Below are 25,207 nucleotides of genomic sequence, written 5' to 3'. Positions count from 1 at the left end.
GGTTTCGTGTGTGTCCGCAGGGGGCGCAGGTGCCATTAGTTCAATAATGAACTAATGGTGATCTCTCTGGTTTGGGGCTAGGTTCTGCTGCGGAACAAGCCATGCTCACCACTGTGGGGAAGGTCTGGCCTGACCATCTTCCCAGCCTTGGCAGGTCGGAATCTATAGGGAAGGGGAGCTCGGGCGCAAGCTCGCTTCTTCCGTTGTTCCTTGCTCGGTGCGGAGAAGTTGGTATCTGTGCTGTTCACGCGCTTGAAAAAGTCTGGCGCGTGGGCCTGCTTTCTGGGGAAAGACGGGTTCATTTCCTCGTGTTTGGCGGATTTGTTGCTGAGTGTGGCGGCATTATCACGCTTCTTGTCAGGGAACATGAAAAGGTGGATTGGGATATTCGGATTTGTTGGGGAGGCAAAGTTCCCTTGCTTGGCCTACAGGCCCAGCCGTAGTTCGTTGGATGTACGCGAGGGGGATCTGAGGTCGTCAGGTCATACAAAAGTTGTATCTGGATGCTGAGAAATATCCGTCCCGGGTAGGGCTTGCCTTCCTGGACCGCAGACTTCGTTGACGAGAGGACTCAAAGACCCTTCCGGGCCCGCCGGCGAGAGGCCTTTGACTCTTCTGTTCGCTCCCTGCTAGCATCGGCCGCTCTGGCCTGTCCATCTTTCCTCAGCCGCACCCGGGGTGCGTCAGTTGGCATCGTCGGCGCCGGCATTGGTGCTGCATCCGTCAACGGATTCATGAGGAGAAAATGTGACACGCTGGACCCCTCTGCTCTTGGATGAGGCCACGCTCTCCGACATGTCGGGGCTTCCCTCGGAGGCCGTTCTGCGTCACGCGGAATCGGTCATTGACGGAAACCCGAAACCAGTCGAGCTCTACCAGCGCTGGGAACGACAGCAGTGGTCAGCCGAGGACCTGAACCTGGCCCGAGACCGTGAGGAACTGCGGAGAAGACTCCCCGCCCGGTACCGCAAGCTGGTCGAGGAGTCGATCGCGACCTTCATCATCGGTGAGTACACGGGTCTGGACATGTTGGGTCCTATCCTGACCGGATCCCCTGACGAGCACTACTCCGTGTTCCTGGGCACCCAGATCGCCGACGAGACCCGGCATACCCGTGCCGTCTTCCGTATGGGGGCGGAGGTTCTCGACATGGACCCCGACCCCAAGCGCATGCTGGAGCGTTCCTGGCAGATGGTCACTCCGTCGCACCGGGAACTCAGTCTCCTGGAGGCCGGGATCGTCCGGAACCTGAACGACTCCCCGATGAGCTACGGCCAGTGGCTCAAGGCCGTCACCATGTTCCACCTCATCACCGAGGGCGTCCTCGCTCTCGTCGGGCAGCGCGTCATGGTCCGGGCGCTGCGCGACATGGATCTCCTTCCCGGGGTCAAGTCCGCCTTCACCGCCATGTGCCGGGACGAGTCACGCCACATCGGGTTCGGGCTGCACGCGCTGAGCACCGGGATGAAGGAGGGCCACCAGGAAGACATCTACGAGGTTCTCGAACAGGCGGTACCGCTGGCATTCGGCATCGGCAGGGAGATCCCAGGATCCGGGAACGAGCTGTTCGACTCCAGCATCCGCATTCTGCGACGCCATCTGACCACCATCGGGGTGGAACCGCTCTTTCAGGAGCACCTGCTGTCACTGGTCGGCAAGAACACGGAAAGCGCTTCGGCGGCTAACTGAGGGATGGAACATGTCTAATGACGTCGGCCGCCTCATGTGCGGCGAACTCCTCCTGACGCGAGCGGACGTGGAACATCACGCACTCGCCCTGTCCGACAGGCTCACCAGGCTGGGTGTTCGCCCCGGCCATCGGATCGTCCTGCAAGCCAGGAACTCTCCGGAGTTCGTCATCGCCCTCCTGGCCCTCATCCACATGGACACGTCGCTCGTGCTCCTCGATCTGAGCGTGAGCGAAAGAGAACGCCGACGTGTCACGGCGATGTCCTCGGCCGAGTGGTTGCTGTACGACCGAGACAGGAGCGGCCCCACCGGTGAACAACCCGGTCCCCTCGTATCGGCTCCCGCCCAGGACACGCTGACCCGTCTGCCTCTGGGCGACCTGGTCGACTGCGGTGCATCACCGTCCGCGGCCGAGGGAGGAAACGAAGGGGCGCGTCTGTCCTTCGACGAATGGCGTCGGCGTCGGGACGCGCTCATCATCTGGTCCTCGGGAAGCACCGGGGATTCCAAGGGGATCGTCCGTTCGGGCGCTTCCATGTTCGACAACCTGGAACGCACCCGGGAGCGAATGGGCTACCGCGCTTCCGACGTTCTGCTGCCGCTCCTGCCGTTCTCACACCAGTACGGGCTTTCCATGGTTCTGCTCTGGTGGCTGCGGGGCATGGGTCTGGTGATCTCCTCGGGCAGCCGGGTCGACCGGGTGGTGGAGACGATCGTCAGACGCGGTGTGACCGTCGTCGACTCAACACCTCCGGTACTGCACTCCCTGCTGCGCATTCTGGACACGAGGGGGTTGGGCGCCGACCAGCTCGCCTCGGTTCGGATGTGGTGTTCCGGTGGTGCCCCGCTCGGTCACATCCTCGCGGAACGATTCCGCGAGGTCTTCGGCCGACCGGTTCTGGATGGGTACGGCAGCAGCGAGACCGGGAACATCGCCCTCGCCTCCGAAGAGGCTCCGGTCGGCTGCGGCCGCCCCCTGCCGGGGGTGACGGTTGAGGTCATCGATGCCGAGGGAGCCCCGGTGCCGACCGGTGTGCGGGGAGAGATCGTCGTCAACACCCCGGATCTCATGACCGGTGTCCTCGGAGCGGACGGGCAGATCCACGAGGCGCCGGCCGGTCGCTTCCGGATCAAGGACATCGGCTTCCTCGACGAGGACGGGTGTCTGACGGTCCTGGGCCGTAAGGCTGCGGTGCATCGTATGGGCTACACCATCTATCCCGAATCACTCGCCCAGCGGGTCTCGGACGAACGGTGCGAAGTCCAGATTCTGCCGTTCGAACGGGCCCAGAGCGGTAGCGAGCTGGTGTTCGTCGTGGCCGACCCGGACGGGAGGGACCATCGCTACTGGCGGCGGAGGTTCATCGACCGCCTCGAACCGCACGAGTACCCCAACCGTGTGCTCGTGGTCGACGAGCTCCCCCTGAACAGAAACGGCAAGGTGGACATGGCAGTACTCCGGGACCTGGCCAGGCCCGCACCGGCCACGGCGGCGCCCCGGGCCGCGAACGACGACGGCCCCGCGGTCACCGCACCCGACACGCCCTTCACCGATCGTTGGGCGAACGTCATGTCCCTCATCGATCACCTGGAGACCGAGCGGGCCCGGATAAGGTCGATCCTCACCGAGGTTATGCACTGGACGGCCGCCGAGAGCGAGATCGACAGCTCCCTGCACACGTTGAGGGGGGCCGCGGACGAGATGAGACGGGGTCGGCCTCGCGCGGTGTCGGAGGCGGCGGTCTTCATGCCTTCCAACATTCCCCTGTACGGGTACGTCCTCTACTGCGTCATCCCCTCCCTCTACGCGGGGCGGATCCACTTTCGCCCTTCCCAACGAATCGCGCGCGTCACCAGGGCCCTGCACCAGGAGCTCTCGGCCCGGCACCACCTGCCGATCGGGGAATGCGATGTTTCGCAGCGGGCCTTCCTCACCGGTCCGGTGAGGAGATCCGAACTCGTCGTGTTCACGGGGGCCTACGAGAACGCGGAGAGGATCCGGCGCCGCCTGGACGAGGAGCAGTTGTTCCTCTATTTCGGCAGCGGGGTGAACCCCTTCGTGGTCGGCGCGGACGCGAACCTCGAAACCGCGGTGGACGACCTCGTACGCATCCGTATGTACAACACGGGGCAGGACTGCTTCGCCCCCGACCTCGTCCTCGTGGACGACCGGGTGGCGGACACGTTCCTGGAGCTGTTGTGCGGCCGGGTCTCGGCTCTGCGACACGGTGACAATACCGAAACGGCGAGCGACTACGGGTCCATGTACTACGAGGAGGCCTTCACCAGCGCCTTCCAGTACCTGCACAACAACGCACGACACATCCTCGTCGGAGGCGAGGCGTCCATCACCGACCGGCATCTGCGCCCCACTGTCCTGGACATCCCCCTGCCTCCGAAGGGCGAGGTCGACGAGATGTTCGCGCCGATCTTCAACGTCAGCCGATTCTCTGAGGAGGCCGAGGCCCTCGGCGTACTCGGCTCCTCGCACTTCAGCGAGCGTTCGATGGGGGCGATGGTCTACGGCGTCTCGGAGGAGATCACGCGTTTCCTCCACAAACGGCACACCGTGTGTGAGGAGACGACCCTGCTCGACGCGGACGAAGGCAACCGTCCGTTCGGCGGGCGCGGGATCGTCGCCAACTATGCGGCGGTCGGTGGCCGACGGGTCGCGGAGCCGCTGCTGGTCTCGCAGGCGGTGGCCGACCACCTGGGGCAGGCCGTCGGGACCTCCGGCCTCACCCTGGCCTCCGCGGACACCGAGCGGAAGGGGTGACGAACAGTGGGCGAAAGTACGAACACGGTTTTCGACGGGGCCTGGGGCGCCGTTGCCCGAGTGCTCGAAGAGAACGGCGTGGATATCGTCTTCGGGCTGCCCGCCGACGATCTGCGACTCCCCGCGGCCTTTCGCGAACGGGGACCGCGGCTCGTCCTGTGCCGGGACCAACGCAACGCGGCCTTCAGCGCGACTGGTTACGCCATGTCCGCAGGGCGTCCTGGGGTGGTGATCGTCGGCAAGGGGCCGGCCGTCACCAACACGTTGACCGGATTGCTCGAAGCACGCTCGTCGTGCGCCCCCGTCGTTGTTCTCGCGGCGGGCTCCGACGGTTCCGCTCTGGGCTCCGGTGCGTTCCAGGAGCTGGACCAGTTGAGCGTGGTCCGGCCTTTGGTCAAGGCGGGCTTCCGGGTTGAGCGAGCGGAGAGAGTGATCCCCATGCTCAGGAGGGCGCTGCTCACGGCCTCAGCCGGAACACCGGGACCGGTGTACCTGGAGATCCCCGACCACCTCCTCCGAACACCGATCCCCCATGCCGCCCACACCGGTCCGGTTCTCGATCGGAGAACCCTTGAACTCTCCAGCGCCGGTTCGGAGACGTTGGCGGTGCTGGGGAGGAGTGAAAGGCCGATGTTGTTGGTCGGAGGGGGGAGTCGGCATGTGAATGCGGACGGTGGAATCGAACTGCTGGCCGAAGTGCTCGGCGCCGGCATTCTCTCCACAGCCTCCGGCAGAGGCACCGTCACCGAGGACCACCCGTTCTTTCTCGGGCTCTCGGGGCTGTACGCTCACGCGGCCGTCGTCCCTCTGCTTGAGGAGTGCGACTGTCTGATCTCCCTGGGCAGCCGTTTGGAGGAGACGGCGGTGTTCGGTTGGCCTGAGGCGATCGGAACCGCCACACCTGTCGTCCAGGTCAACATCGACGCGGCGGAACTCTCGGCGGAGTTCGCCGGCCCGTGTGCGGTGGGAGATGTCGGCGCGATGGTTCGTGCGTGGATCCGGTCCCTGGCCGACCCCGAGAAGGACCCCGGGCACGCATGGCCGCAAAAGGTCGCAGGGGTCAGGACTCTCATGCTCAAGGAGCGTCAACACCGGACCGAGACGATGGCGAGCAGTCGGCCGCCCCTGGTGACCGAGCTGCTTACCGAGGTGGAACAGACGATTCCCCCTTCCCGGATCCTGGTCCAGGAGAACGGACTGCAGGACATGTGGTCCTACTTCTTTCCTTCCTATGTGTGTGCTGAGCAGGGTGGGTCCCTGGTCCCCTCCGAACAGACGAGCCTGGGCTTCGGAGCAGCGGCGGCACTCGGTGTCAAAGCGGCGTGTCCCGATCGGCCGGTGGTCGCGCTCGTGGGTGACGGGGCGTTCGCGATGTCCGCGGCGGATCTCCCAAGCACCGTCGACGCGGAATTGCCCGTTCTCTACCTGGTTCTGCGTAACGGTGGATACGGATGGCTGCGTTCCCAGGCGGAGGGGATGGTGCCGACGGTCACGGACATCCCCTTCACCAGGCAGGAGCGAGTAGACACTGAGTGGGCTCGGGTGCCGGGGGTGCACTCGGCCTTCGTGCGCACCTTCGCGGAACTGAGGCCACGACTGCGTGAGGCTTGGAAACACGTGGACAACGGTGGGACCGCCGTGCTCAACGTCGTGGTCGACATCGCGGACGTGCCGTTTTCCGAATCGGAGATGTCAGGTGACTTTCCGGTGGCCGCAGGTCAGATCGAACAGGACGAGGAGGTCATCGGACATGGAACCGAATGAATCACGCTTGGGCCGTCGGCGGGTCGTCGTCACCGGTATGGGGGCGGTCACCCCTCTCGGCCTCGACGTGGCCACGTCGTGGGAGGCCATGCTCAAGGGACGGAGCGGAGTCGACCGCATCACCTCTCTGCCCGCTGACGATCTGCCCGTCCGAATCGCGGGTGAGGTGAAGGACTTCGTCGCGGACACGGTGATGCCTCGGAAGGTGAGTCGTCGACTGGATCTGTTCGCCCAGTATGCCTTGGCGGCCGCGATGGAGGCGGTCGACCAGTCCGGGCTGGAGATCGACGAGGAGGCGGCGCCCCGGGCCGGTGTGTTGATGGGTAGTGGATACGGTGCTGTGCGCTCCATCGAGCAGAGCGTTCGCGCGATTGGGAAACGAGGACCGAGGGCTATCAGCCCCTTCTGTCCGCTCACCGAGGCCATTGACAGCGCCGCCGTGGAATTGAGCCTGCACTTCGGTGCGAGTGGTCCGAGCCGGTCGATCAGCAGTGCCTGCGCCACCGGTACCGACGCGATCGGGGAGGCTGCCGATTGGATCCGCCACGGACGCTCCGACGTCGTCATCGCCGGGGGAGCGGAAAACTGCTTGACCGCGGTGGACATCGCGGGCAGCGCCAACGCCCGTGCCCTGTCTCGGAGGATGGGTGATCCGGAGCGGGCGAGCCGTCCTTTCGACGAGGACCGTGACGGTTTCGTGATGAGTGCGGGAGCTGGCGCTCTGGTCCTTGAGGAGCGCGGGCACGCCCTTCGCCGAGGCGCGCCAGTCCTCGCGGAGGTCATCGGTTACGCCAGTTCCTCTGACGCTCACCATCTGACGGCACCGCATCCGGAGGGCACGGGCGCGTACAGGGCCGTGCTCCAGGCCTTTCAGGACGCGCGAATCAGTCCGGAACAAGTCGATTGCGTGAACGCGCACGGGACCGGGACGAAGTTGAACGACGCGGCCGAGGTCGCCCTGGTGCATCGTCTCTTCGGAAACCGTGTGAAAAGGGTGCCGATGAGCTCCATCAAGTCGATGACCGGTCACATGATCGGGGCCGCCGGAGCGGTGGAGGCGATCACAGCGGTGCAGACCCTGAGGACAGGCATTGTCCCACCGACGATCAACTGTGACAGGCCCATTGACCCCTCGCTCAACTTCGTTGCACACCAACCCCAGGAGCACAACGTTCGGATGGTGATGAGTAACTCGTTTGGCTTCGGAGGGCATAACTCGGTTCTCCTGCTGAGCAAGGAGGAATAAGCCGCGGACAGGTGAGACCCGCATGGAGCCTGTGCGGCACCCCATGCGGGTCTCGGCCGTCACCTACCCTTCGTCCTTGTCCGGGGCCGCCCTGTCGTGGGAGGGGGTCTTCACCATCTCCCGGGCTTGCCCGGCAGGACGCTTCTGATCCGGACCCCGGTCAGGCCGCGGTTTTGTCGAGGAGTTCTCTGCTTCGGTCCTGGTCCCGGCGTTCGTGCGTCCGCTGAGCCGTGCGGACCATCGTTCCTTGGTCTCCTCCACCACCGTGTAGAGGGCGGGGACGACGGCCAGGGACAGCAGTGTCGAGCTCACCAGCCCGCCGATGGTCACGATCGCCAGCGACTGGGCGATGAGCATGCCGTTCGACCCCAGACCGAGGGCTATGGGGGTCAGGGCACCGATGGTCGAGATCGCGGTCATGATGATGGGCCGCGCACGCAGACGACCGCCCTCCACCACCGCTTCGGAGACTGTCAGACCGCGTTGGCGGTACTGGTTGACCAGGTCGATCAACACGATGGTGTTGGTTACGACGATGCCGATCAGCATGAGGAAGCCGATGCCACCGGAAACACTCATCGGGGTCCCGGTCAGCAGTAGTGCGACAATCACCCCGGTGAAGGTGAAGGGAACCGCGGCAAGCAGGACGAGTGCCTGGGCGATACTCCGGAACTGCGCGACCATGAGCAGGAAGCAGATGACCAGTGACACCAGGCAGGCGAATAGGAGATCGTCCTGGGCCTGCCCCAGTTCCTCGGCCTGACCAGCGACCTCCGCGGACACTCCGGCGGGGGTGTCGAGTCCGGGGAGCGTGCGGTTGATCTCCGCGGCGACCTCGCCGAGCGCGCTTGAATCCACCTCGGCCTGTACGGTCACACTACGTTCGCCCCCGTTGCGGATGATCTCGGCGGGTCGGTCCTCCTCCTCGATCACGGCGACTTCGGAGAGTTTCACGTTGCCGACGGGCGTGGAGATCTCCGCTTCACGCAGTTCCTCCAATGAGACCGGAACGTCCTCACCGGTCACGATGGCGGTGTTGCGCTCGAACTCCCCAATGAGCACCGTCTGGTCTGTCGGACCTCGGAACAGTCGGTCCACTGCCTCAGCGAGTTGGTGGTCGCTCAGGGCGTGTTCGGCGGCCTTCTCGGGACGGGGGGTGACCTTGATACCCGGCTCGGAGACGGTGAGGTCACTGGTGACGTCCGATGTCCCGCCGATCGAGGACATCATGTCCGAGACCGTGTCGACGGCTTCCCTCAGTGCCTCGGTGTCGTTGGAACGAAGGACCACCTCGACCGAGGAGGTGCTGGAACCTCCGCCGACACTGTTGCCGCTCAGGTCCTCCATCCTCAGTTCTCCGATGCCGTCCACCCGTTCAAGGCGTTCCAGGACGTCGCTCCGAAGCTCTTGCATGTCCGCTTCGGCCGACGCGCTGATCCAGTAGGAGGCCTTGTGAGACTCTTCCCGGGCCCCGTCGCCACCGATGACCGCTTCGTAGGAGCTGATGTCCGGAATCGAGTCGAGGACAGCCTCCGCCCGTTCGACGGACTCGTTCGTCACTGAGAGGGACGTTCCCACGGGCAGTTCCTGTTGAACGACGATGTTGTTCTGGCCGTCATCCTCCAACAGGGTGAAGCGGAGCCCTTCGGAGAGCAGCACGGTGAACGCCAACACCACGAGGCCGATAGCGACGACGCTCCAACGCCGCCAAGTGCGCCACCCCCGTGCGGAGCGACGCGTGATCCAGCTGAGGAGAGCGATGTAGCCGCGCTGCCACCATTGTCTGCGTTCTGCGGCCTCGGTCTCCGCTCGGACACGATCGGCTTCCCCTTCGGGAGCCGTCCTACCGGTGATGAACCAATAGGCCAGGACCGGAACGATGGTGAGCGCCACGATGAGCGAGGCGAGCAGCGCGATCATCATGGTGATCGCGAAGGGACGGAACAGGGCGCCGACCGTGCCGCCGAGGAAAGCCACCGGCACGAAGGCCGCGATGGTGATCAAGGTCGACGAGCAGACGGATGTCGCGACCTCGCGTACCCCGGTCAGGACGGCCTCATATCTGGGAGCCCCGTAGCCGAGGTGGCGTTTGATGTTCTCCACGACCACGATCGAGTCGTCGACGAGGCGTCCGATCGCCATCGCCAGGGCCGCGAGCGTCAGGATGTTGAGGGTCTGACCTCCTGCCCAGAGACCGGCGATCGCGATCAACAGCGACAAGGGGATCGACACCGCGGTAACGATCGTGGCGCGCGCGGACAGCAGGAAGAGCAGGATGATCGCGACGGCGATCACGAGTCCGAAAACCCCGCTCTCGGCCAGGCTCCGGATGGAGTCCTGGATATAGGGGGCCGTGTCGAGAGTGATGAGCAACTCTCCGGATTCGCCCAAGCCGTCCGCGAGCCCCGGGATCGCCTGACGGATCGCGGTGGAGACCTCGACGGGGTTTGCGTCGGGGGTCGGGTAGACCATGACACTGACCGATTCGCGCCCGTTGACCCTGCTGATGGAACGCGGTGAATTCACCGTTTCGCGAATCTCGGCCACCTCGGACAGGCGTACCGGGCCGGGATCCTCAGCCGAGGGAGCCGCCGCCAGGCGGAGGTCGCCGAGCTCGTCCAAGGTGTCGAACTCGCGTCCCACATCGACGGAGAACGAGTGCTGACTGTTGTCGAGTTCCCCGCCGGGGAGCACGACACCGTTCAAGTCCAGGGATTGGCTGATGTCCTGTGGAGTCAGACCGTACTCGGACATCTTTGCATTGTTGAGGACTATTTGCACTATTTCAGGCCGGTGGCCGAACACGGCTGCGGTTCGCACGCCCGGGATGGCTTCAAGGCCTGGAACCACATGCCGCTCCAGATTGCGGGTGAGGACGATGTCGTCCACGTCGGCGGTCGCAGCCAAGGTCACGGCCGGCGCATCGCCGTCCCCGCCCGGAACGATCTCCATCCGCGCTCCTGAGGGCAGGCCGATATCGCGCACGGCTTCGTCCAGAGCCTCCACGCCTTCGTTGCCGCCGCGTCCTTCCAGGAACCACGCGTTGACGACGGCATGGCTGTTGGAGCTCACGGAGGAGGTGTTTCGGACCTCCTCGATATTTTGCGCGGCACTCTCCAGGGGGGCGGATATTTCACTCTCGACGACGTTCGGTGAGGCGCCCGGAAACGAGACCTGGATCTGTGCCATCGGGGGTTCGGTGGGCGGGAAGAGATCCTGTCGGATGTTCGCTGCCGCATAAACCCCGGTGAATATTAGGGCGATGGTGATGATTATTAACAGAGGTCTGTTGGCAAGGCTTGCCCTAGTGAGGGACAGCATGGAATTTCTCTTCCCCGGGTGTATGCGGCAGATGCCATGGAATATATTGACCAGTATCCCGGGGAAAGCTTTCCAGCACATCGTCTGATGGATGTATTTTCAGATGGAGCTTGAGTAGGAGAACGAGGGGGCTGAGCTAAATTATGTAATACTTTCTGATGATATTCGCGTCGATTCGCAGCCGCCCGATCGCCCTGTGTGATAATCCTGTGCTGCGGGCTCGGAGAAACCGTCAAGCGCACCGTGGCACTGAAGGGGTGCAGGAGCCGGACAGGTGAAACAACAGGATCAGTAGCCCATACCGGCTCCACCGTCCACCGGCAGGACGGCCCCGGTGATGTAGCCGGAGCGGTTGTCAGCCAGGAACCGGACCGCGGAGACCACGTCCTCGACCTGGCCGGGGCGGCCGGCGGGAACACCGGCCAGGATCTTCGTGCGTGTCCGCTCGGGGAGGCTCGAGGTCATGTCCGTCTCGATGAAACCGGGTGCCACCATGTTGACGGTGATCCCGTGACCGCCGACCTCACGTGCGAGGGACCGGGCGAACCCGATCATCGCCGACTTGGACGCGGCGTAGTTGCTCTGTCCCTCCGCGCCGCTTGTGGCCACGACCGAAGAGAGGAGGACGATGCGTCCGAACCGGTTCTCGACCATGCGGCCGACGGCGCGGCGTGCCACCCGGAAGGTTCCGGTCAGGTTGGTGTCCAGCACGTCGCAGAAGCTCGCGTCGGTCATGCGCGCCAGCAACCCGTCCTGGGTCATACCCGCGTTGGAGATCAGGACGCCGACCGGTCCCTGAACCGCCTCGACCTGTGTGAAGGCGGCCTCCACCTGTGCTGTGTCAGTCACATCGCAGCGGACCCCGAACAGCCCTTCGGGAGCGTCTCCGCTTCGGTGACTCACCGCTACCTTGTAGCCGGCTTCGGCCATGCCCCGAGCGATACCCAGACCTATACCCCTGTTGCCTCCGGTGACCAGGACCGATCTGGACATGGGTCGACAACCTCTTCCGTGCGATTTTCACAGCCTCGGCAGCGGGTGTTCGAGAAGAAAGTACAGGAATAGGTTTGCCTGTGCCAGACTCACTTGGGAGTGAGGCCCCACTCCCGCACGGTCTCGTCGGCGTCGGGCAGGGGGCGGCCCCTGGTGACGCCGCCGGGGGTGCGGTCGAACCGCGGGGCCGGGCCGGGCAGGACGCGTCCGCCCTCCCGGACGAGCGCCCCGCGGGCCCGCACGTGCGGGTGGTCGGGCGCCTCCCCCGGGGACAGGACCGGCATCACGCAGGCGTCGGTGCCCTCGAAGACCGCGCCCCACTCGTCGCGGGTGCGCGTGCGCAGCACCTCGCCGAAGCGCTCGCGCAGCCGGGGCCAGCCCGCCTGGTCCCACTGCTCGGGGAGGTCCTCGCCGGCCAGCCCGGTGCCCTCCAGGAACGCGGCGTAGAACTGCGGCTCGATGCAGCCGACGGACACGTGCCCGCCGTCGGCGCACTCGTAGACGTCGTACCAGGGGGCCCCGGTGTCGAGGTAGTTGGTGCCGCGTTCGTCGCTCCACGAACCGCGTGCCCGGTCCTCCAGCACCATCGACATCAGCAGGGCGCTGCCGTCGACCATGGCGGCGTCGACGACCTGGCCGCGTCCGGAGCCCTGCCGCTCCAGGAGGGCGGCGAGGACACCGGTGACCGCGAACATCGTGCCGCCGGCGAAGTCGCCGAGCAGGTTGATCGGGGGGACCGGGGGGCCTCCCGCCCGGCCGATCGAGTGCAGGGCCCCGTTCACGGACACGTAGTTCATGTCGTGCCCGGCGGTGCGGGCCAGCGGGCCCTCCTGCCCCCAGCCGGTCACGCGCGCGTACACCAGGCGGGGGTTGAGCTCTAGGCAGTCGTCGGGTCCGAGCCCCCGGCGTTCCATCACCCCGGGGCGGAAGCCCTCCAGGAGGACGTCGGCCCGCGAGACGAGTTCGCGGGCGCGGGCCAGCCCCTCCTCCGACTTGAGGTCGACGCCCAGCACGGGGCGCCCCTCGCTCATGTGCGGCCCGGCGGAGCCGGCGCGCATGGCCTCCGCCGCCCGCGGGCGGTCGATCCGGATGACGCTGGCGCCCAGGTCGGCCAGGAGCATCCCGGCCATCGGCGCCGGGCCGATCCCGGTGAACTCGACGACGCGGATTCCGTTGAGGGGTCCCATGGTGCCTCCGGTGCTCAGGCTTACTAGAACGACGTTCGGTTCATTGTGCAGGGTAGGCCCAGCCGCCGCCAGGCCGCCCCCCGGCCGGTGGCGGAGAAAGGGAAAAGATCACCTTTGAGGATTTTGTCAGTAAATGGTTTTCGGTCAAAGACAAAAGCATTTCCAGGGGTGGTGTTAATGTGACCCTGTTCAGCTGCCGGATGGCCGAACGGCCACTCGCCCTCCCCGTTCACGCCATGCCCGAACAGCGACGACACCTCCGGGGGCGTGAACGCTCCGCAACGGGAGCGTCCCCGGAATTCCCACACACGATCAGTCCTTCCGTGCAGAAGGGTGCAGAAGTCATGTCCGCAAAAAACGGGAGGAACGGGGGCGCCCGCCGCTCCAGGAGGCACCGGCGCTCCCGTCCGGCCCCGCCCCCGCTCCTCCTCCTGGCGGCCGCGGTCGCCGGACTCGTCGTGGCGGGCGGCGGCACCGCCATGGCCGTGGAGAAGAACGTCACCCTGGACGCCGACGGTACGCAGACCCAGGTCAGCACCTTCGGCGGAACCGTCCAGGACGTCCTCGACTCCGCTGGGATCCAGCTCGGCGAACACGACGCCGTCGCACCCGCCCCCGACACACCCGTCAGCAGCGGAGACCACGTCATCGTCCGGTCCCCGCGTGCGGTCACCGTCGACCTCGACGGCCACGAGCACGTCCACCGGGTGAACGCCGCCACCCTCGGCGAGGCCCTCCACCAGATCGGGCTCGACCCGGAGGGCGTCGAGCTCTCCCGGGACCAGGACACCCCCGTCCCCGAGGGCGGCCTCTCCGTCAGCGCCGAGCGCGCACCCCGCATGGTCGTCATGTACGACACGGTCCGCTCCGAGACGCGCACCACCGGCGGGACCGTCCAGGACGTCCTCGACTCCGCCGGGATCGAGCCCGGAGAACACGACATCGTCTCCCCGGGACCCGACGAGCCCGCCGAACCCGACATGGTCGTCCGGGTGGTGCCCGTCCTCGGCACGCCCGAGACGGAGGAGGTCGTCATCGAGGCACAGACCGTGGAACGGGAGAACCCCGACCTCCCCGAGGGTGAACGCGAGGTCGTCACCGAACCCGAGGACGGGCTCAAGGAGGTGACCACCGCCCTGGTTCTGCGCCACGGGGAGGAGGTCGAGCACGAACTGGCCGAGGAGGTCGTCACCGAGCCGGTGCAGGGTCTGGTGGAGGTCGGCACCAAGGTCGGGGAGGACGCCTCCGCCCCCCTTCCGGCCGGAGGCGGTGCGGCCGGCCTCGACTGGGCCGGGCTCGCCGAGTGCGAGTCCGGCGGCGACCCCGCGGCGGTCAACTCCGCTGGCGGCTACTACGGCCTCTACCAGTTCAGCACCAGCACCTGGGCGTCCGTAGGCGGCAGCGGCCTGCCCTCCGAGGCCAGTCCGGCCGAACAGACCCGGCGCGCACAGCAGCTCTACGACGCGGTCGGCGGGAACTGGCAGAGCCAGTGGCCGCACTGCGGGGTCCACCTCTTCGACTGAGCCCGGCGGTCCACCCGGCCGACCGGTCCCACCGGGGCGGACGAGCAGGTGGGCGGCGGCTGGCAAGATGTGTGGGTGACACAGACACCCGCACCCGACGACCGTTCCCGCCTGCTCACCCCCGCCAACGTGCGGGCGCTCGCCGAGCGGTTCGGTGTCAGGCCCACCAAGACCCTGGGCCAGAACTTCGTCATCGACCACGGCACCGTCCGCCGCATCGTCCGCGTCGCGGGCGTGGGCGCCGACGACGTGGTCGTCGAGGTGGGGCCCGGGCTCGGCTCGCTCACCCTCGCCCTGCTCCCGCACGTTCGCCGGGTCACGGCGATCGAGATCGATCCGGCACTGGCCGAGGCACTGCCCGGGACCGTCGCCGACCACGCACCCGACCTCGCCGACCGGCTCACCGTGGTCTCCGGCGACGCCATGCGTATCACCGAGCTCCCCGGGCCCGAGCCCACCGCGCTCGTGGCCAACCTGCCCTACAACGTCTCCGTGCCCGTCCTGCTGCACCTGCTCGAACTCCTCCCCACCCTGGAGCGGGTCCTGGTCATGGTGCAGTCCGAGGTCGCCGACCGGATCACCGCCACACCCGGCGGCCGCATCTACGGCGTGCCCTCCGCGAAGGTCGCCTGGTACGCGGCCGCGCGCCGCGCCGGGACGGTCGGACGCAACGTCTTCTGGCCGGCCCCCAACGTCGACTCCGGGCTGGTGGAGCTGGTCCGCCTGCCCCAGCCGAGCACCGAGGTCCCCCGTGAGGAGGTCTTCAGGGTGATCGACGCGGCCTTCGCCCAGCGCCGGAAGACCCTGCGCGCCGCCCTGGCCGGCTGGGCGGGCTCGGCCCCCGCGGCCGAGGAGGCCCTGCGCGCCGCCGGGGTGGACCCCAGGGCGCGGGGCGAGTCCCTGGGCATCGAGGAGTTCGCCGCCATCGCCGAGCACCGACCGGGGTAGGCCGGACTGGGCGCGGGAGCGGTCAGTCCCGCTCCGGCGGGGGCGCGGACCCCCCGGACTCGCGGGCCCTGGACCGGAACAGCGCCCGGGCCACCCCGGCCACGCCCAGGCCCAACGCGAGCACCGGCAGCAACCACATCACGTCGAACTCCCACGAACCGCTGCCCCGGACGACGAAGGCGACCGCGAGCCCGAGGAACAGCAGCCCCGCGACGAGCGAACCCCAGTCAGTTCTGCGCTTGGCCATGCCGCACCTCCACCTTCCCTGCCACCACGTCGGTGCGCACGTTGATCACGGGCACCCCGTCCTGGTCCGTATCGTCTCCGGACCCCTCAGCGGACTCCTCCGTCTCTTCGTTCCCGGCGCTCTCCCCGGAACCCCCGCCGTCGCCGTCGGACCCCGGGGGAGCCGTCGGCTCGAAGGTCTCCTCGTAGCCGAGGGACCAACCGTGGCGTTCACCGCTCCCGCCCTCCGGGTCGGGGAACTCGATCGCGCCGAGCCCGACCCGCGAGGTCACGTTGGTGCGCGCGTCCTCGGGCACCACCAGGACCAGCTCTCCCGCGTCCACCCGGACCGTGACGTCCACCGTCTCCCCCGGTGGGAGTCCGGCGGCGAGGTCGCCCAGGTCCAGCGTGCCCGCACCCGCGTGCAGCCGCAGGTCCTCGGAGCCCGCCTCGGCGAGCGTGACGGGCTGCCACGTCCTCTCGCCGTACCGCAGCCCGGTGACGTCGGTCGAGGCCACCAGGACGGCGGCCGTCACCGCCAGGCAGCCGAGGAACATCAGCCCGCGCGGGTTGCCGACCCAGGTGCCGACCAGCGAGAACAGTCCGACCACCGCCACCGCGGCCGCCGTGAAGTAGACACCGAACTCCGGGCCGAACAGGAGCTCGGCGGTCGACGCCCCGGACAGGGGCGGACCCAGGTGGGGAGCCGAGAACGCCCACACGACGGCCACGGCCACCACGGTCCACAGCGCGTGCGAGGCGAGGGGGGAGCTCCTGGCCCCCCGCGCGCCCCGCTCGCCGCAGCCGCCGCGGGTCCCGCCTCCGCCGTCCTCGACACCGCCGCCGTCGGGCTCGTCCTCCTCGCCGTCCTCCTCACCGTCGTCCCCGGCGTCCTCCGCGCCGAGTGACGTGCGCTCCGACACCACCGCCAGGTCCACCGGCCCCTGCGGAGCCGAGGCCCACGGCTGGGCCGGGTTGTAGTAGGCCGGTACCGGTTGCGGCACCGGCCCGGCGGGAGGGGGCTCGTGCGCGGCCAGGTCCGAGCGGAGCGCCAGCAACGAGGCGCGCAGGTCCACCCCCCGGTTCCGGGCGGTCAGCAGACCCAGGACCAGCGGGATCGCCAGGACCATCGTCCCCCAGCTGAACCCGCCCACCAGGCTGAGCGCGGTCGCCCCGGCCAGGCCCGCCGTCAACAGCTTCAGTACCGCGTGTGGCGGGATGCCCCGGTTCAGCATCTGCTCGAAGGTCGCCGGCCCGCCCTGCGGGTCGCGCATCAGCATCCACGCCGCGGTGTACAGCACCAGCCCCGTACCGCCGCCGAACGCCGTCAGCACGAACGCGGCGCGCCAGACCACCGGATCGACCCGCGTGTACGCGCCCAACCCGGCGCACACACCGGCCAGGGCCCGCCGCTCGTCGTCGCGGCGCAGCTCGGGGCCGGCGGCCCCGCCGGGGACGTCCGCGGCCGAAGCGCCCGACACGGGGCCGTCCCCCCCGTCGGGCCCCGCCGGCCCCTCACCGTCGGTCATAGTCGATCACCACACTTTCCTCATGGAACCATCGTGGCCTCCGGTGCGTCGTCGGGGGAATCCGGGACGACCCTGAACACACCCTGACCGGGACACCAGGGCAGGACCAGGGGCACGCCCCCGATGCCCCACGGGGGTCGCACAGGGCATGCTGGAAACCATCCAGTCCCACGCGCGCCGAGACGACCCCGACGCGCCACAGACGAGAGCGGTGATCGGGCGGTGCCAACGACAGCCGTGGAGACCCCGCGGTTCACCCGGGCGGTCGACGGCAGACTCCTCGGCGGTGTCGCCTCGGGCCTGGCCCGGCATCTGGGCCTGGACCCGCTCGTGGTCCGGCTGGCGTTCATGGCCCTCGCCGTCGGCGGTATCGGGGTGGCCGTCTACGCGGCCCTGTACTTCCTCGTGCCCCAGGAGGAGGTGACCGAGGAGGGCCCCGGGCGGACCGAGGACGCTCGGCGCCGGGGCCGCGACATCTCGCAGCTCATCGCCTACGTCGGCCTCGCCGCCGCGCTGGGCATGCTCTTCCTGGTCTTCGGCGGCGTCTTCGACCCCCTGCTGTGGTTCGTCATCTTCGGCGCGCTCGGGGCCACCATCCTGTGGCAACAGGCCAACCCCGCCGAACGCGACGAGTGGATGAACAGCACTGTCAGCCGTTCACGCCCCAAGAGCATCATGCGCACCACCGCGGGCATCCTGCTCGTCGTCGTCGGGGTCATCGGCTTCCTGGTCTTCCAACAGCAGCTCCAGGAGGCCCGGGCCGGCCTCACCTTCGCGTTCACCCTCATCGCCGGGATCTCGCTGATCGTCGCCCCCTGGATCATCGGGCTCATCCGCGAACGCGACTCCGAACGCCGCGAGCGCATCCGCAACGCCGAGCGCGCCGAACTCGCCGCGCACATCCACGACTCCGTGCTGCACACCCTCACCCTCATCCAGCGCCGCGCCGACGACCCGCGCGAGGTCCAGCGCCTGGCCCGGGTCCAGGAACGGGCCCTGCGCAGTTGGCTCTACCAGCGCCCCGCCGACGCCGAGACCACCGTGTCCCCCGGGCTGGAACGGGTGGCCGCCGAGGTCGAGGAGGAGCACGGCGTGCCGATCGAGGTGGTGTGCGTCGGCGACGCCCCCATCGACGACGGCGTCAGCGCGATGCTCCGCGCCGCCCGCGAGGCCATGGTCAACGCTTCCAAGTACGCCGGGAGCGACAGCATCTCGGTGTTCGGGGAGGTCGAGGAGGAAGAGGTCCTCGTGTTCGTCCGCGACCGGGGCGCCGGGTTCGACCTCGGCGACATCCCCGAGGACCGGATGGGCGTACGCGGCTCCATCATCGGCCGGATGGAACGCCACGGCGGTTCGGCCCGCATCCGCACCGAACCGGGCGAGGGCACGGAGGTCCAGCTCCGGATGCCGCGCATCCCGCAGATGTAGTCCTCCGCGGATGTGGCCCTCCGTGCCCGCCGGGAAACGGAGCGGCACCGGAGGCGGCTCCGACCGGGCGGGGAGTCCGGATGCGGACAGCGGGCCGCTACCCTCCCGACGTTTTCCGTGGGTAGGGTCCAGGTGTGGGAGAAGAGAGCACGAACCTCAGTGACAAGGCGGCGGTACCCCGCGTCGTGATCGTGGACGACCACCGGTTGTTCCGCAGCGGGGTACGCGGCGAGCTCGGTGACGCGGTCGACGTCATCGGCGAGGCCGGGGACGTGGACAGCGCGGTGCACGTCATCGGAGAGACCCTCCCCGACCTCGTGCTCCTCGACGTCCACCTGCCCGGCGGCGGGGGAGTGGAGGTGCTCCGGCGCGTCCTCGCCAGGCACCCGCAGATCCGGTTCCTGGCGCTGTCGGTCTCCGACGCGGCCGAGGACGTCATCGGCGTGGTGCGCGGCGGCGCCCGCGGCTACGTCACCAAGACCATCTCCGGCAGGGAACTGGCCGACGCCATCGTCCGGGTCGCCGACGGGGACGCCGTGTTCTCCCCGCGACTGGCCGGTTTCGTGCTCGACGCCTTCTCCGCCACCGACGCGCCCCCGGTCGACCCCGAGCTCGACCGCCTCACCCAGCGCGAACGCGAGGTCCTGCGGCACATCGCCCGCGGCTACGCGTACAAGGAGGTCGCCAAGGAGCTGTTCATCTCGGTCAAGACGGTCGAGACGCACGTCTCCTCGGTGCTGCGCAAGCTCCAGCTGTCCAACCGCCACGAGCTGAGCCGCTGGGCCACCGCCCGCCGACTGGTCTGAAGCCCCGGCACCCCGCAGACGCGAACGGCCGCCCCCTCGGGAGCGGCCGTTTCGGCTGTGCGGCGCGGTCCGGTGCGGGCGGTCAGCGCAACGAGTCGAGCATCCGGTCCAGGAACTCGTCCTCACGCACCCCGGTGACCACGCGCGCCGGACGGCGTTCGTCCTGCCCGGGGCGCAGCCGCCGGTCGGCCACGGTCATGCCGCGGGTCAGCGCCCCGGTCAGCTCCACCCGGAGCGGAGCCTCGAAGGCCTCGGTGACCAGGTGCGGGTCCACCAGCACCGCCGCGGCCAGCGGGTCGTGCATCGCGCACTGGCGCACCCCGAAGATGCCCCGGTAGAACTCGGCGTAGAAGTCCAGGAACGCGGACGTCTTCTGCGCGCGCGTCCCGGGGACCTCCTTGAGCCGGTCCAGCCAGGAGCCGGTGGCCACCGTCCTCATGGTGATGTCCAACGCGACGAGGTCCAGGTCGAACCCGGCCGCGAACACGGCCTCGGCCGCCTCCGGGTCGTTGGCGATGTTGGCCTCGGCGTGCGAGGACACGTTCCCGGGCACCTCGACGGCGCCGCCCATCACCACCAGCCGCCGGACCAGTGCCGGCAGGCGCGGCTCCAGTCCGAGCGCGAGCGCCAGGTTGGTCAGCGGGCCCACGGCCAGCACGTCGATCTCGCCCGGGTTCTCCCGCACCAGCCGCACGAGCAGCTCGGCGGCGGTCTCCGGTACCGGTGCGCGCACGGGTTCGGGAAGCTTGACGTCGCCCAGGCCGTTGCCGCCGTGCACGTGCCCGGCCAGGCGCGGCTCCTGCACCAGCGGCCGGGCGGCGCCCATCGCCACCGGCACGTCCGGGCGGTCGTACAGGTCGAGCAGGCGCAGGGCGTTCTGGGCGGTCACGTCGACGGCGTTGTTGCCGAACACCGCACCGATTCCGACGATTTCCACCTCCGGCCGCGCGGCCAGGTAGGCGAGTGCGACAGCGTCGTCGATCCCCGGATCGCAGTCGACGAACACACGCATGGACTCCCGGTCAGCCAAGACCATTCTCCCCCCGATAAAGGACACGGACCAGCGAGGCAAAGGACTCGACTGGTGTGAAAACAGCCTAAGGCGCACTCGGCACCGGACGTGGACGGGCACGTCGCCGGTCGGCCGTAACCTGGTAGGCGTGTCCTCCCAAGAACAGCTTCTCGAAGGTCTGAACGGTCCCCAGCGCGACGCCGTCACCCACGCCGGCTCACCGCTCCTGATCGTGGCGGGCGCGGGCTCGGGCAAGACCCGCGTCCTCACCCACCGCATCGCCCACCTGATGGCCGAACGCGGGGTGCGCCCGGGGGAGATCCTCGCGATCACCTTCACCAACAAGGCCGCCGCCGAGATGAAGGAGCGCATCGAGGCCCTTCTCGGCACCCGTGCCGCCAACACCATGTGGACGATGACCTTCCACTCGGCGTGCGTGCGCATCCTGCGCCGGGAGGCGCACCGGCTGGGTTACCCCAGCAGCTTCACCATCTACGACGCCGCGGACTCCCAGCGCCTCATGCAGTTGGTGTGCAAGGAGCTGGACCTGGACCCCAAGCGGTTCCCGCCCCGGTCCTTCAGCTTCCAGGTGTCCAACCTCAAGAACGAGCTCGTCGACTACGACACCTTCTCCGAGCAGGCCCAGACCGAGCAGGAGAAGAAGCTCGCCGAGGCCTACCGGCTCTACCAGCGCCGACTCCACGAGGCCGGCGCCATGGACTTCGACGACCTGATCATGGTCACGGTCAACCTGTTCCAGATGTTCCCGGACGTCGCCGAGTACTACCGGCGCCGGTTCCGGCACGTCATGGTCGACGAGTACCAGGACACCAACCACGCCCAGTACGTGTTCGTCCGTGAACTCGTCGGTGCGGCAGAGGACTCCGACACCACCGTGGTCCCGCCCGCCGAACTGTGCGTGGTGGGCGACGCAGACCAGTCGATCTACGCCTTCCGGGGCGCGACCATCCGCAACATCCTGGAGTTCGAGCGCGACTTCCCGAACGCGCGCACCATCCTGCTGGAGCAGAACTACCGCTCCACCCAGAACATCCTCTCCGCCGCCAACACGGTCATCGACCGCAACGAGGGGCGCCCGGCCAAGAACCTGTGGTCGGAACAGGGCGAGGGCCCGAAGATCATCGGGTACGTCGCCGACAACGAGCACGACGAGGCCGCGTTCGTGGTCGGGGAGATCGACCGGCTCACCGACGAGGGCGTGGTACGACCGGGGCAGGTCGCGGTGTTCTACCGGACCAACGCGCAGTCGCGTGTGTTCGAGGACGTCTTCATCCGGACCGGGCTGCCCTACAAGATCGTCGGCGGCGTGCGCTTCTACGAGCGCAAGGAGATCCGCGACATCCTCGCCTACCTGCGGGTACTGGCCAACCCGGAGGACACGGTCAGCCTGCGCCGCATCCTCAACGTGCCCAAGCGCGGCATCGGGGCCCGCGCGGAGGAGTCCATCGAGCTGCTGGCGGCCCGGGAGCGGATCTCGTTCGCCGGGGCACTGCGCCGTGTCGACGAGGCCCCGGGCCTGGCGACCCGCTCGGCGAAGGCGATCAGGAACTTCACCGCCCTGCTGGACGAGCTCGCCGAGACCGTCCCGGGCAGTACCCCGGCGGAGATCGTCGAGACGGTGCTGAGCAGGACCGGGTATCTGTCGGAGTTGACCGAGTCCAAGGACCTCCAGGACGAGAGCCGGGTGGAGAATCTGGAGGAGTTCGTCGACCTCGCCCGGGAGTTCGAGCACACCTTCGCCACGCTCCTGCAGGACGAGGCGGACCTGGAGGGTGAGGAGAACCAGGGCATCGACCCGGGTGAGCCGACCCTGGTCGACTTCCTGGAGCGCATCGCGCTGGTCGCCGACACCGACCAGATCCCCGACGAGGACGACGAGGGCGGTGTGGTCACGCTGATGACCCTGCACGCCGCCAAGGGGCTGGAGTTCCCGGCGGTCTTCCTCAGCGGCATGGAGGACGGCGTCTTCCCGCACACCCGCACCCTGGGGGACAAGACCCAGCTGGAGGAGGAGCGGCGCCTGGCCTACGTGGGCATCACGCGGGCCCAGGAACGCCTGTACGTCAGCCGGGCCGCGGTGCGCAGCGCCTGGGGGACGCCCTCCTACAACCCGGCCTCCCGGTTCCTGGACGAGATCCCCTCGTCACTGGTCGACTGGCGGCGCGCCGAGTCCACTCTCGCGGCTCCGCCCAGCCGCACCATCGGTGGTCGCTCGGGCGGCGGTTTCGGTGGTGGTTCCGGTGGTTTCGGGAGCACGTTCGGCGGCGGGAGGGCGAAGACCGCCAAGGAGGCGCCCACCCTGAGCGTCGGCGACCTGGTCAACCACGACTCCTTCGGGATGGGCCGGGTCGAGCTGGTCGACGGTGCCGGTGACCGGACCAAGGCCCGGATCGACTTCGGGGCCGACATCGGGGAGAAGGACCTGCTCGTCAAGTACGCGCCCATCGAGAAGCTCTGACCGCTCGTCCGGTGTGGTCGGACGGGGCGGCGCGGCCGGTAGGACTGGTGGCGCCGACGGGGCCAGCGGTGGGCTGAGGCGTGCCTCCAGGGGGCACGGGACGGTGTGTAAGCCACGACACCGGCGAGTTTCAGCGAACCCGTCACGAGCACTCCGGCCCGGGGGTAGAGTTGGGGAAGACCGAGCGAGACGAACGCGGTTTCTTCCGCGGGCGGGCCGGTCCACCTCTTCCGAAACACGGTGGTTCGAGCGGTGCTCGGGGCATGTAAACTTCGGAGAGTCGCTTCAAAAGCCCGGTGGAAGCCAACACGGCGGAAACGCAAAGGCAAACGGAGCACACGGGCTTTACCCCGATCAGGAATGACACAAACCGCCGATTTGGCGGGGCGCGGAACACCTGATAAAGTAAAGACACAACACAGCGAGAAAGCCGCAACAGCGGCCGGACCGCGACAAAGCCTTCCACGGAAGAGCAGCCGCAACGTAAGTTACGGCGCTTGTACGGGAAAAGCGATTGTTTCTTGAGAACTCAACAGCGCGTGTTTGATTTTCTTTAAGCCATGTTTGTTTTGGCCCCGACGCACCACGGTGCGTAGGGTTCCTTTGATTAACCAACGCGAGTTGGTTGGTCAGGATTTCTTCTAGGTTTACCCGTCCCAGGCAGACCCCCGGGTCGCCGGGTAGGGTTGTTTGACCTTTATGGAGAGTTTGATCCTGGCTCAGGACGAACGCTGGCGGCGTGCTTAACACATGCAAGTCGAGCGGTAAGGCCCTTCGGGGTACACGAGCGGCGAACGGGTGAGTAACACGTGAGCAACCTGCCCCTGACTCCGGGATAAGCGGTGGAAACGCCGTCTAATACCGGATATGACACACCATCTCCTGGTGGTGTGTGGAAAGTTTTGTCGGTCAGGGATGGGCTCGCGGCCTATCAGCTAGTTGGTGGGGTAAAGGCCTACCAAGGCGATTACGGGTAGCCGGCCTGAGAGGGCGACCGGCCACACTGGGACTGAGACACGGCCCAGACTCCTGCGGGAGGCAGCAGTGGGGAATATTGCACAATGGGCGAAAGCCTGATGCAGCGACGCCGCGTGGGGGATGACGGCCTTCGGGTTGTAAACCTCTTTTACCACCAACGCAGGCCCCGGGTTCTCTCGGGGTTGACGGTAGGTGGGGAATAAGGACCGGCTAACTACGTGCCAGCAGCCGCGGTAATACGTAGGGTCCGAGCGTTGTCCGGAATTATTGGGCGTAAAGAGCTCGTAGGCGGCGTGTCGCGTCTGCTGTGAAAGACCGGGGCTTAACCCCGGTTCTGCAGTGGATACGGGCATGCTAGAGGTAGGTAGGGGAGACTGGAATTCCTGGTGTAGCGGTGAAATGCGCAGATATCAGGAGGAACACCGGTGGCGAAGGCGGGTCTCTGGGCCTTACCTGACGCTGAGGAGCGAAAGCATGGGGAGCGAACAGGATTAGATACCCTGGTAGTCCATGCCGTAAACGTTGGGCGCTAGGTGTGGGGACTTTCCACGGTTTCCGCGCCGTAGCTAACGCATTAAGCGCCCCGCCTGGGGAGTACGGCCGCAAGGCTAAAACTCAAAGGAATTGACGGGGGCCCGCACAAGCGGCGGAGCATGTTGCTTAATTCGACGCAACGCGAAGAACCTTACCAAGGTTTGACATCACCCGTGGACCTGTAGAGATACAGGGTCATTTAGTTGGTGGGTGACAGGTGGTGCATGGCTGTCGTCAGCTCGTGTCGTGAGATGTTGGGTTAAGTCCCGCAACGAGCGCAACCCTTGTTCCATGTTGCCAGCACGTAATGGTGGGGACTCATGGGAGACTGCCGGGGTCAACTCGGAGGAAGGTGGGGACGACGTCAAGTCATCATGCCCCTTATGTCTTGGGCTGCAAACATGCTACAATGGCCGGTACAATGGGCGTGCGATACCGTAAGGTGGAGCGAATCCCTTAAAGCCGGTCTCAGTTCGGATTGGGGTCTGCAACTCGACCCCATGAAGGTGGAGTCGCTAGTAATCGCGGATCAGCAACGCCGCGGTGAATACGTTCCCGGGCCTTGTACACACCGCCCGTCACGTCATGAAAGTCGGCAACACCCGAAACTTGTGGCCTAACCCTTCGGGGAGGGAATGAGTGAAGGTGGGGCTGGCGATTGGGACGAAGTCGTAACAAGGTAGCCGTACCGGAAGGTGCGGCTGGATCACCTCCTTTCTAAGGAGTCTTTTGAAGGCCAACTTTTTCCTATCGTTGGTCGGACTCGAAA

The 25,207-nt window shown here is 67.3% G+C and carries 15 protein-coding genes and 1 rRNA gene; 10 read left to right on the top strand and 6 right to left on the bottom strand.

Annotated elements, in window-relative coordinates; genetic code table 11:
- Positions 1 to 747: 747 nt before the first annotated feature.
- The 4 genes from AC0VYD_RS22345 to fabF are packed head-to-tail and all read left to right on the top strand — an operon-like array spanning position 748 to position 7,475.
- Positions 748 to 1,689: a ribonucleotide-diphosphate reductase subunit beta gene (locus AC0VYD_RS22345; protein ID WP_475477354.1), complete on the top strand. Its 942-nt coding sequence runs from the start codon at positions 748 to 750 to the stop codon at positions 1,687 to 1,689.
- Between the two features lie 10 nt (positions 1,690 to 1,699).
- The gene (locus AC0VYD_RS22340) at positions 1,700 to 4,465 is read left to right on the top strand and encodes an aldehyde dehydrogenase family protein (RefSeq protein WP_475477353.1); all 2,766 of its coding nucleotides are present in this window, start codon (positions 1,700 to 1,702) and stop codon (positions 4,463 to 4,465) included.
- Positions 4,466 to 4,525: 60 nt separating this feature from the next.
- On the top strand, positions 4,526 to 6,229 hold the full coding sequence (locus AC0VYD_RS22335; RefSeq protein WP_475477352.1) for a thiamine pyrophosphate-binding protein: 1,704 nt from the start codon (positions 4,526 to 4,528) through the stop codon (positions 6,227 to 6,229).
- Positions 6,216 to 7,475 (top strand): beta-ketoacyl-ACP synthase II, encoded by a 1,260-nt coding sequence (fabF, locus tag AC0VYD_RS22330; protein ID WP_475477351.1) that lies wholly within the window; start codon positions 6,216 to 6,218, stop codon positions 7,473 to 7,475. The genes AC0VYD_RS22335 and fabF overlap by 14 nt, the downstream gene beginning before the upstream one ends.
- A gap of 63 nt (positions 7,476 to 7,538) precedes the next feature.
- Here fabF and AC0VYD_RS22325 read toward each other — a convergent pair whose 3' ends face one another.
- The 3 genes from AC0VYD_RS22325 to AC0VYD_RS22315 all read right to left on the bottom strand — a co-directional run bounded on the left by AC0VYD_RS22325 (position 7,539) and on the right by AC0VYD_RS22315 (position 12,976).
- Positions 7,539 to 10,796, bottom strand: a complete 3,258-nt coding sequence (locus AC0VYD_RS22325) for an efflux RND transporter permease subunit (RefSeq protein ID WP_475477350.1) — start codon at positions 10,794 to 10,796, stop codon at positions 7,539 to 7,541.
- A 288-nt stretch (positions 10,797 to 11,084) separates the two neighbouring features.
- On the bottom strand, positions 11,085 to 11,789 hold the full coding sequence (locus tag AC0VYD_RS22320) for an SDR family oxidoreductase (RefSeq protein ID WP_475477349.1): 705 nt from the start codon (positions 11,787 to 11,789) through the stop codon (positions 11,085 to 11,087).
- 89 nt (positions 11,790 to 11,878) lie between these two features.
- Positions 11,879 to 12,976, bottom strand: a complete 1,098-nt coding sequence (locus AC0VYD_RS22315) for a CaiB/BaiF CoA transferase family protein (protein ID WP_475477348.1) — start codon at positions 12,974 to 12,976, stop codon at positions 11,879 to 11,881.
- A gap of 344 nt (positions 12,977 to 13,320) precedes the next feature.
- Between AC0VYD_RS22315 and AC0VYD_RS22310 the strand changes: the two genes are divergently transcribed.
- The gene (locus AC0VYD_RS22310) at positions 13,321 to 14,499 is read left to right on the top strand and encodes a ubiquitin-like domain-containing protein (protein WP_475477347.1); all 1,179 of its coding nucleotides are present in this window, start codon (positions 13,321 to 13,323) and stop codon (positions 14,497 to 14,499) included.
- A 69-nt stretch (positions 14,500 to 14,568) separates the two neighbouring features.
- Positions 14,569 to 15,447 (top strand): 16S rRNA (adenine(1518)-N(6)/adenine(1519)-N(6))-dimethyltransferase RsmA, encoded by an 879-nt coding sequence (rsmA, locus tag AC0VYD_RS22305; RefSeq protein WP_475477346.1) that lies wholly within the window; start codon positions 14,569 to 14,571, stop codon positions 15,445 to 15,447.
- Between the two features lie 22 nt (positions 15,448 to 15,469).
- On the opposite strand, the gene AC0VYD_RS22300 is transcribed toward rsmA, so the two are convergent.
- Both AC0VYD_RS22300 and AC0VYD_RS22295 read right to left on the bottom strand, forming a co-directional pair.
- Entirely contained in the window at positions 15,470 to 15,694 is a 225-nt protein-coding gene (locus AC0VYD_RS22300; RefSeq protein WP_475477345.1) for a hypothetical protein, read from the bottom strand.
- Positions 15,675 to 17,153, bottom strand: a complete 1,479-nt coding sequence (locus tag AC0VYD_RS22295; protein ID WP_475477344.1) for a PspC domain-containing protein — start codon at positions 17,151 to 17,153, stop codon at positions 15,675 to 15,677. The genes AC0VYD_RS22300 and AC0VYD_RS22295 overlap by 20 nt, the downstream gene beginning before the upstream one ends.
- A gap of 270 nt (positions 17,154 to 17,423) precedes the next feature.
- Here AC0VYD_RS22295 and AC0VYD_RS22290 point away from each other — a divergent pair, with 270 nt between their 5' ends.
- Together AC0VYD_RS22290 and AC0VYD_RS22285 are read left to right on the top strand one after the other, a co-directional pair.
- A complete protein-coding gene (locus AC0VYD_RS22290; RefSeq protein WP_473038103.1) occupies positions 17,424 to 18,629 on the top strand; it encodes a PspC domain-containing protein in 1,206 nt (401 codons plus the stop codon).
- A gap of 134 nt (positions 18,630 to 18,763) precedes the next feature.
- Complete coding sequence (locus AC0VYD_RS22285; protein WP_475477343.1) at positions 18,764 to 19,435, top strand: response regulator; 672 nt, start codon at positions 18,764 to 18,766, stop codon at positions 19,433 to 19,435.
- An 82-nt stretch (positions 19,436 to 19,517) separates the two neighbouring features.
- Here the strand turns inward: AC0VYD_RS22285 and AC0VYD_RS22280 are convergent, their stop codons facing one another.
- Positions 19,518 to 20,447, bottom strand: a complete 930-nt coding sequence (locus tag AC0VYD_RS22280; RefSeq protein WP_475480340.1) for a nucleoside hydrolase — start codon at positions 20,445 to 20,447, stop codon at positions 19,518 to 19,520.
- Positions 20,448 to 20,595: 148 nt separating this feature from the next.
- On the opposite strand from AC0VYD_RS22280, the gene pcrA reads away from it, so the two are divergent.
- Both pcrA and AC0VYD_RS22270 read left to right on the top strand, forming a co-directional pair.
- Entirely contained in the window at positions 20,596 to 22,926 is a 2,331-nt protein-coding gene (gene pcrA, locus AC0VYD_RS22275; protein WP_475477342.1) for a DNA helicase PcrA, read from the top strand.
- A gap of 696 nt (positions 22,927 to 23,622) precedes the next feature.
- Positions 23,623 to 25,155 (top strand): 16S ribosomal RNA (locus AC0VYD_RS22270).
- Positions 25,156 to 25,207 lie beyond the last annotated feature (52 nt).

Source organism: Nocardiopsis sp. iso_40, assembly GCF_056173285.1.
This window is presented reverse-complemented; position numbering and strand designations above follow the sequence as displayed.

Bases quoted from the DNA above. Each gene is read 5' to 3' on its own strand.
- AC0VYD_RS22340 (WP_475477353.1), top strand. From the start codon at position 1,700: ATGTCTAATGACGTCGGCCGCCTCATGTGCGGCGAACTCCTCCTGACG.
- fabF (WP_475477351.1), top strand. From the start codon at position 6,216: ATGGAACCGAATGAATCACGCTTGGGCCGTCGGCGGGTCGTCGTCACC.
- AC0VYD_RS22315 (WP_475477348.1), bottom strand. From the start codon at position 12,976: ATGGGACCCCTCAACGGAATCCGCGTCGTCGAGTTCACCGGGATCGGC.
- AC0VYD_RS22325 (WP_475477350.1), bottom strand. From the start codon at position 10,796: ATGCTGTCCCTCACTAGGGCAAGCCTTGCCAACAGACCTCTGTTAATA.
- AC0VYD_RS22310 (WP_475477347.1), top strand. From the start codon at position 13,321: ATGTCCGCAAAAAACGGGAGGAACGGGGGCGCCCGCCGCTCCAGGAGG.
- AC0VYD_RS22300 (WP_475477345.1), bottom strand. From the start codon at position 15,694: ATGGCCAAGCGCAGAACTGACTGGGGTTCGCTCGTCGCGGGGCTGCTG.
- AC0VYD_RS22320 (WP_475477349.1), bottom strand. From the start codon at position 11,789: ATGTCCAGATCGGTCCTGGTCACCGGAGGCAACAGGGGTATAGGTCTG.
- AC0VYD_RS22280 (WP_475480340.1), bottom strand. From the start codon at position 20,447: ATGCGTGTGTTCGTCGACTGCGATCCGGGGATCGACGACGCTGTCGCA.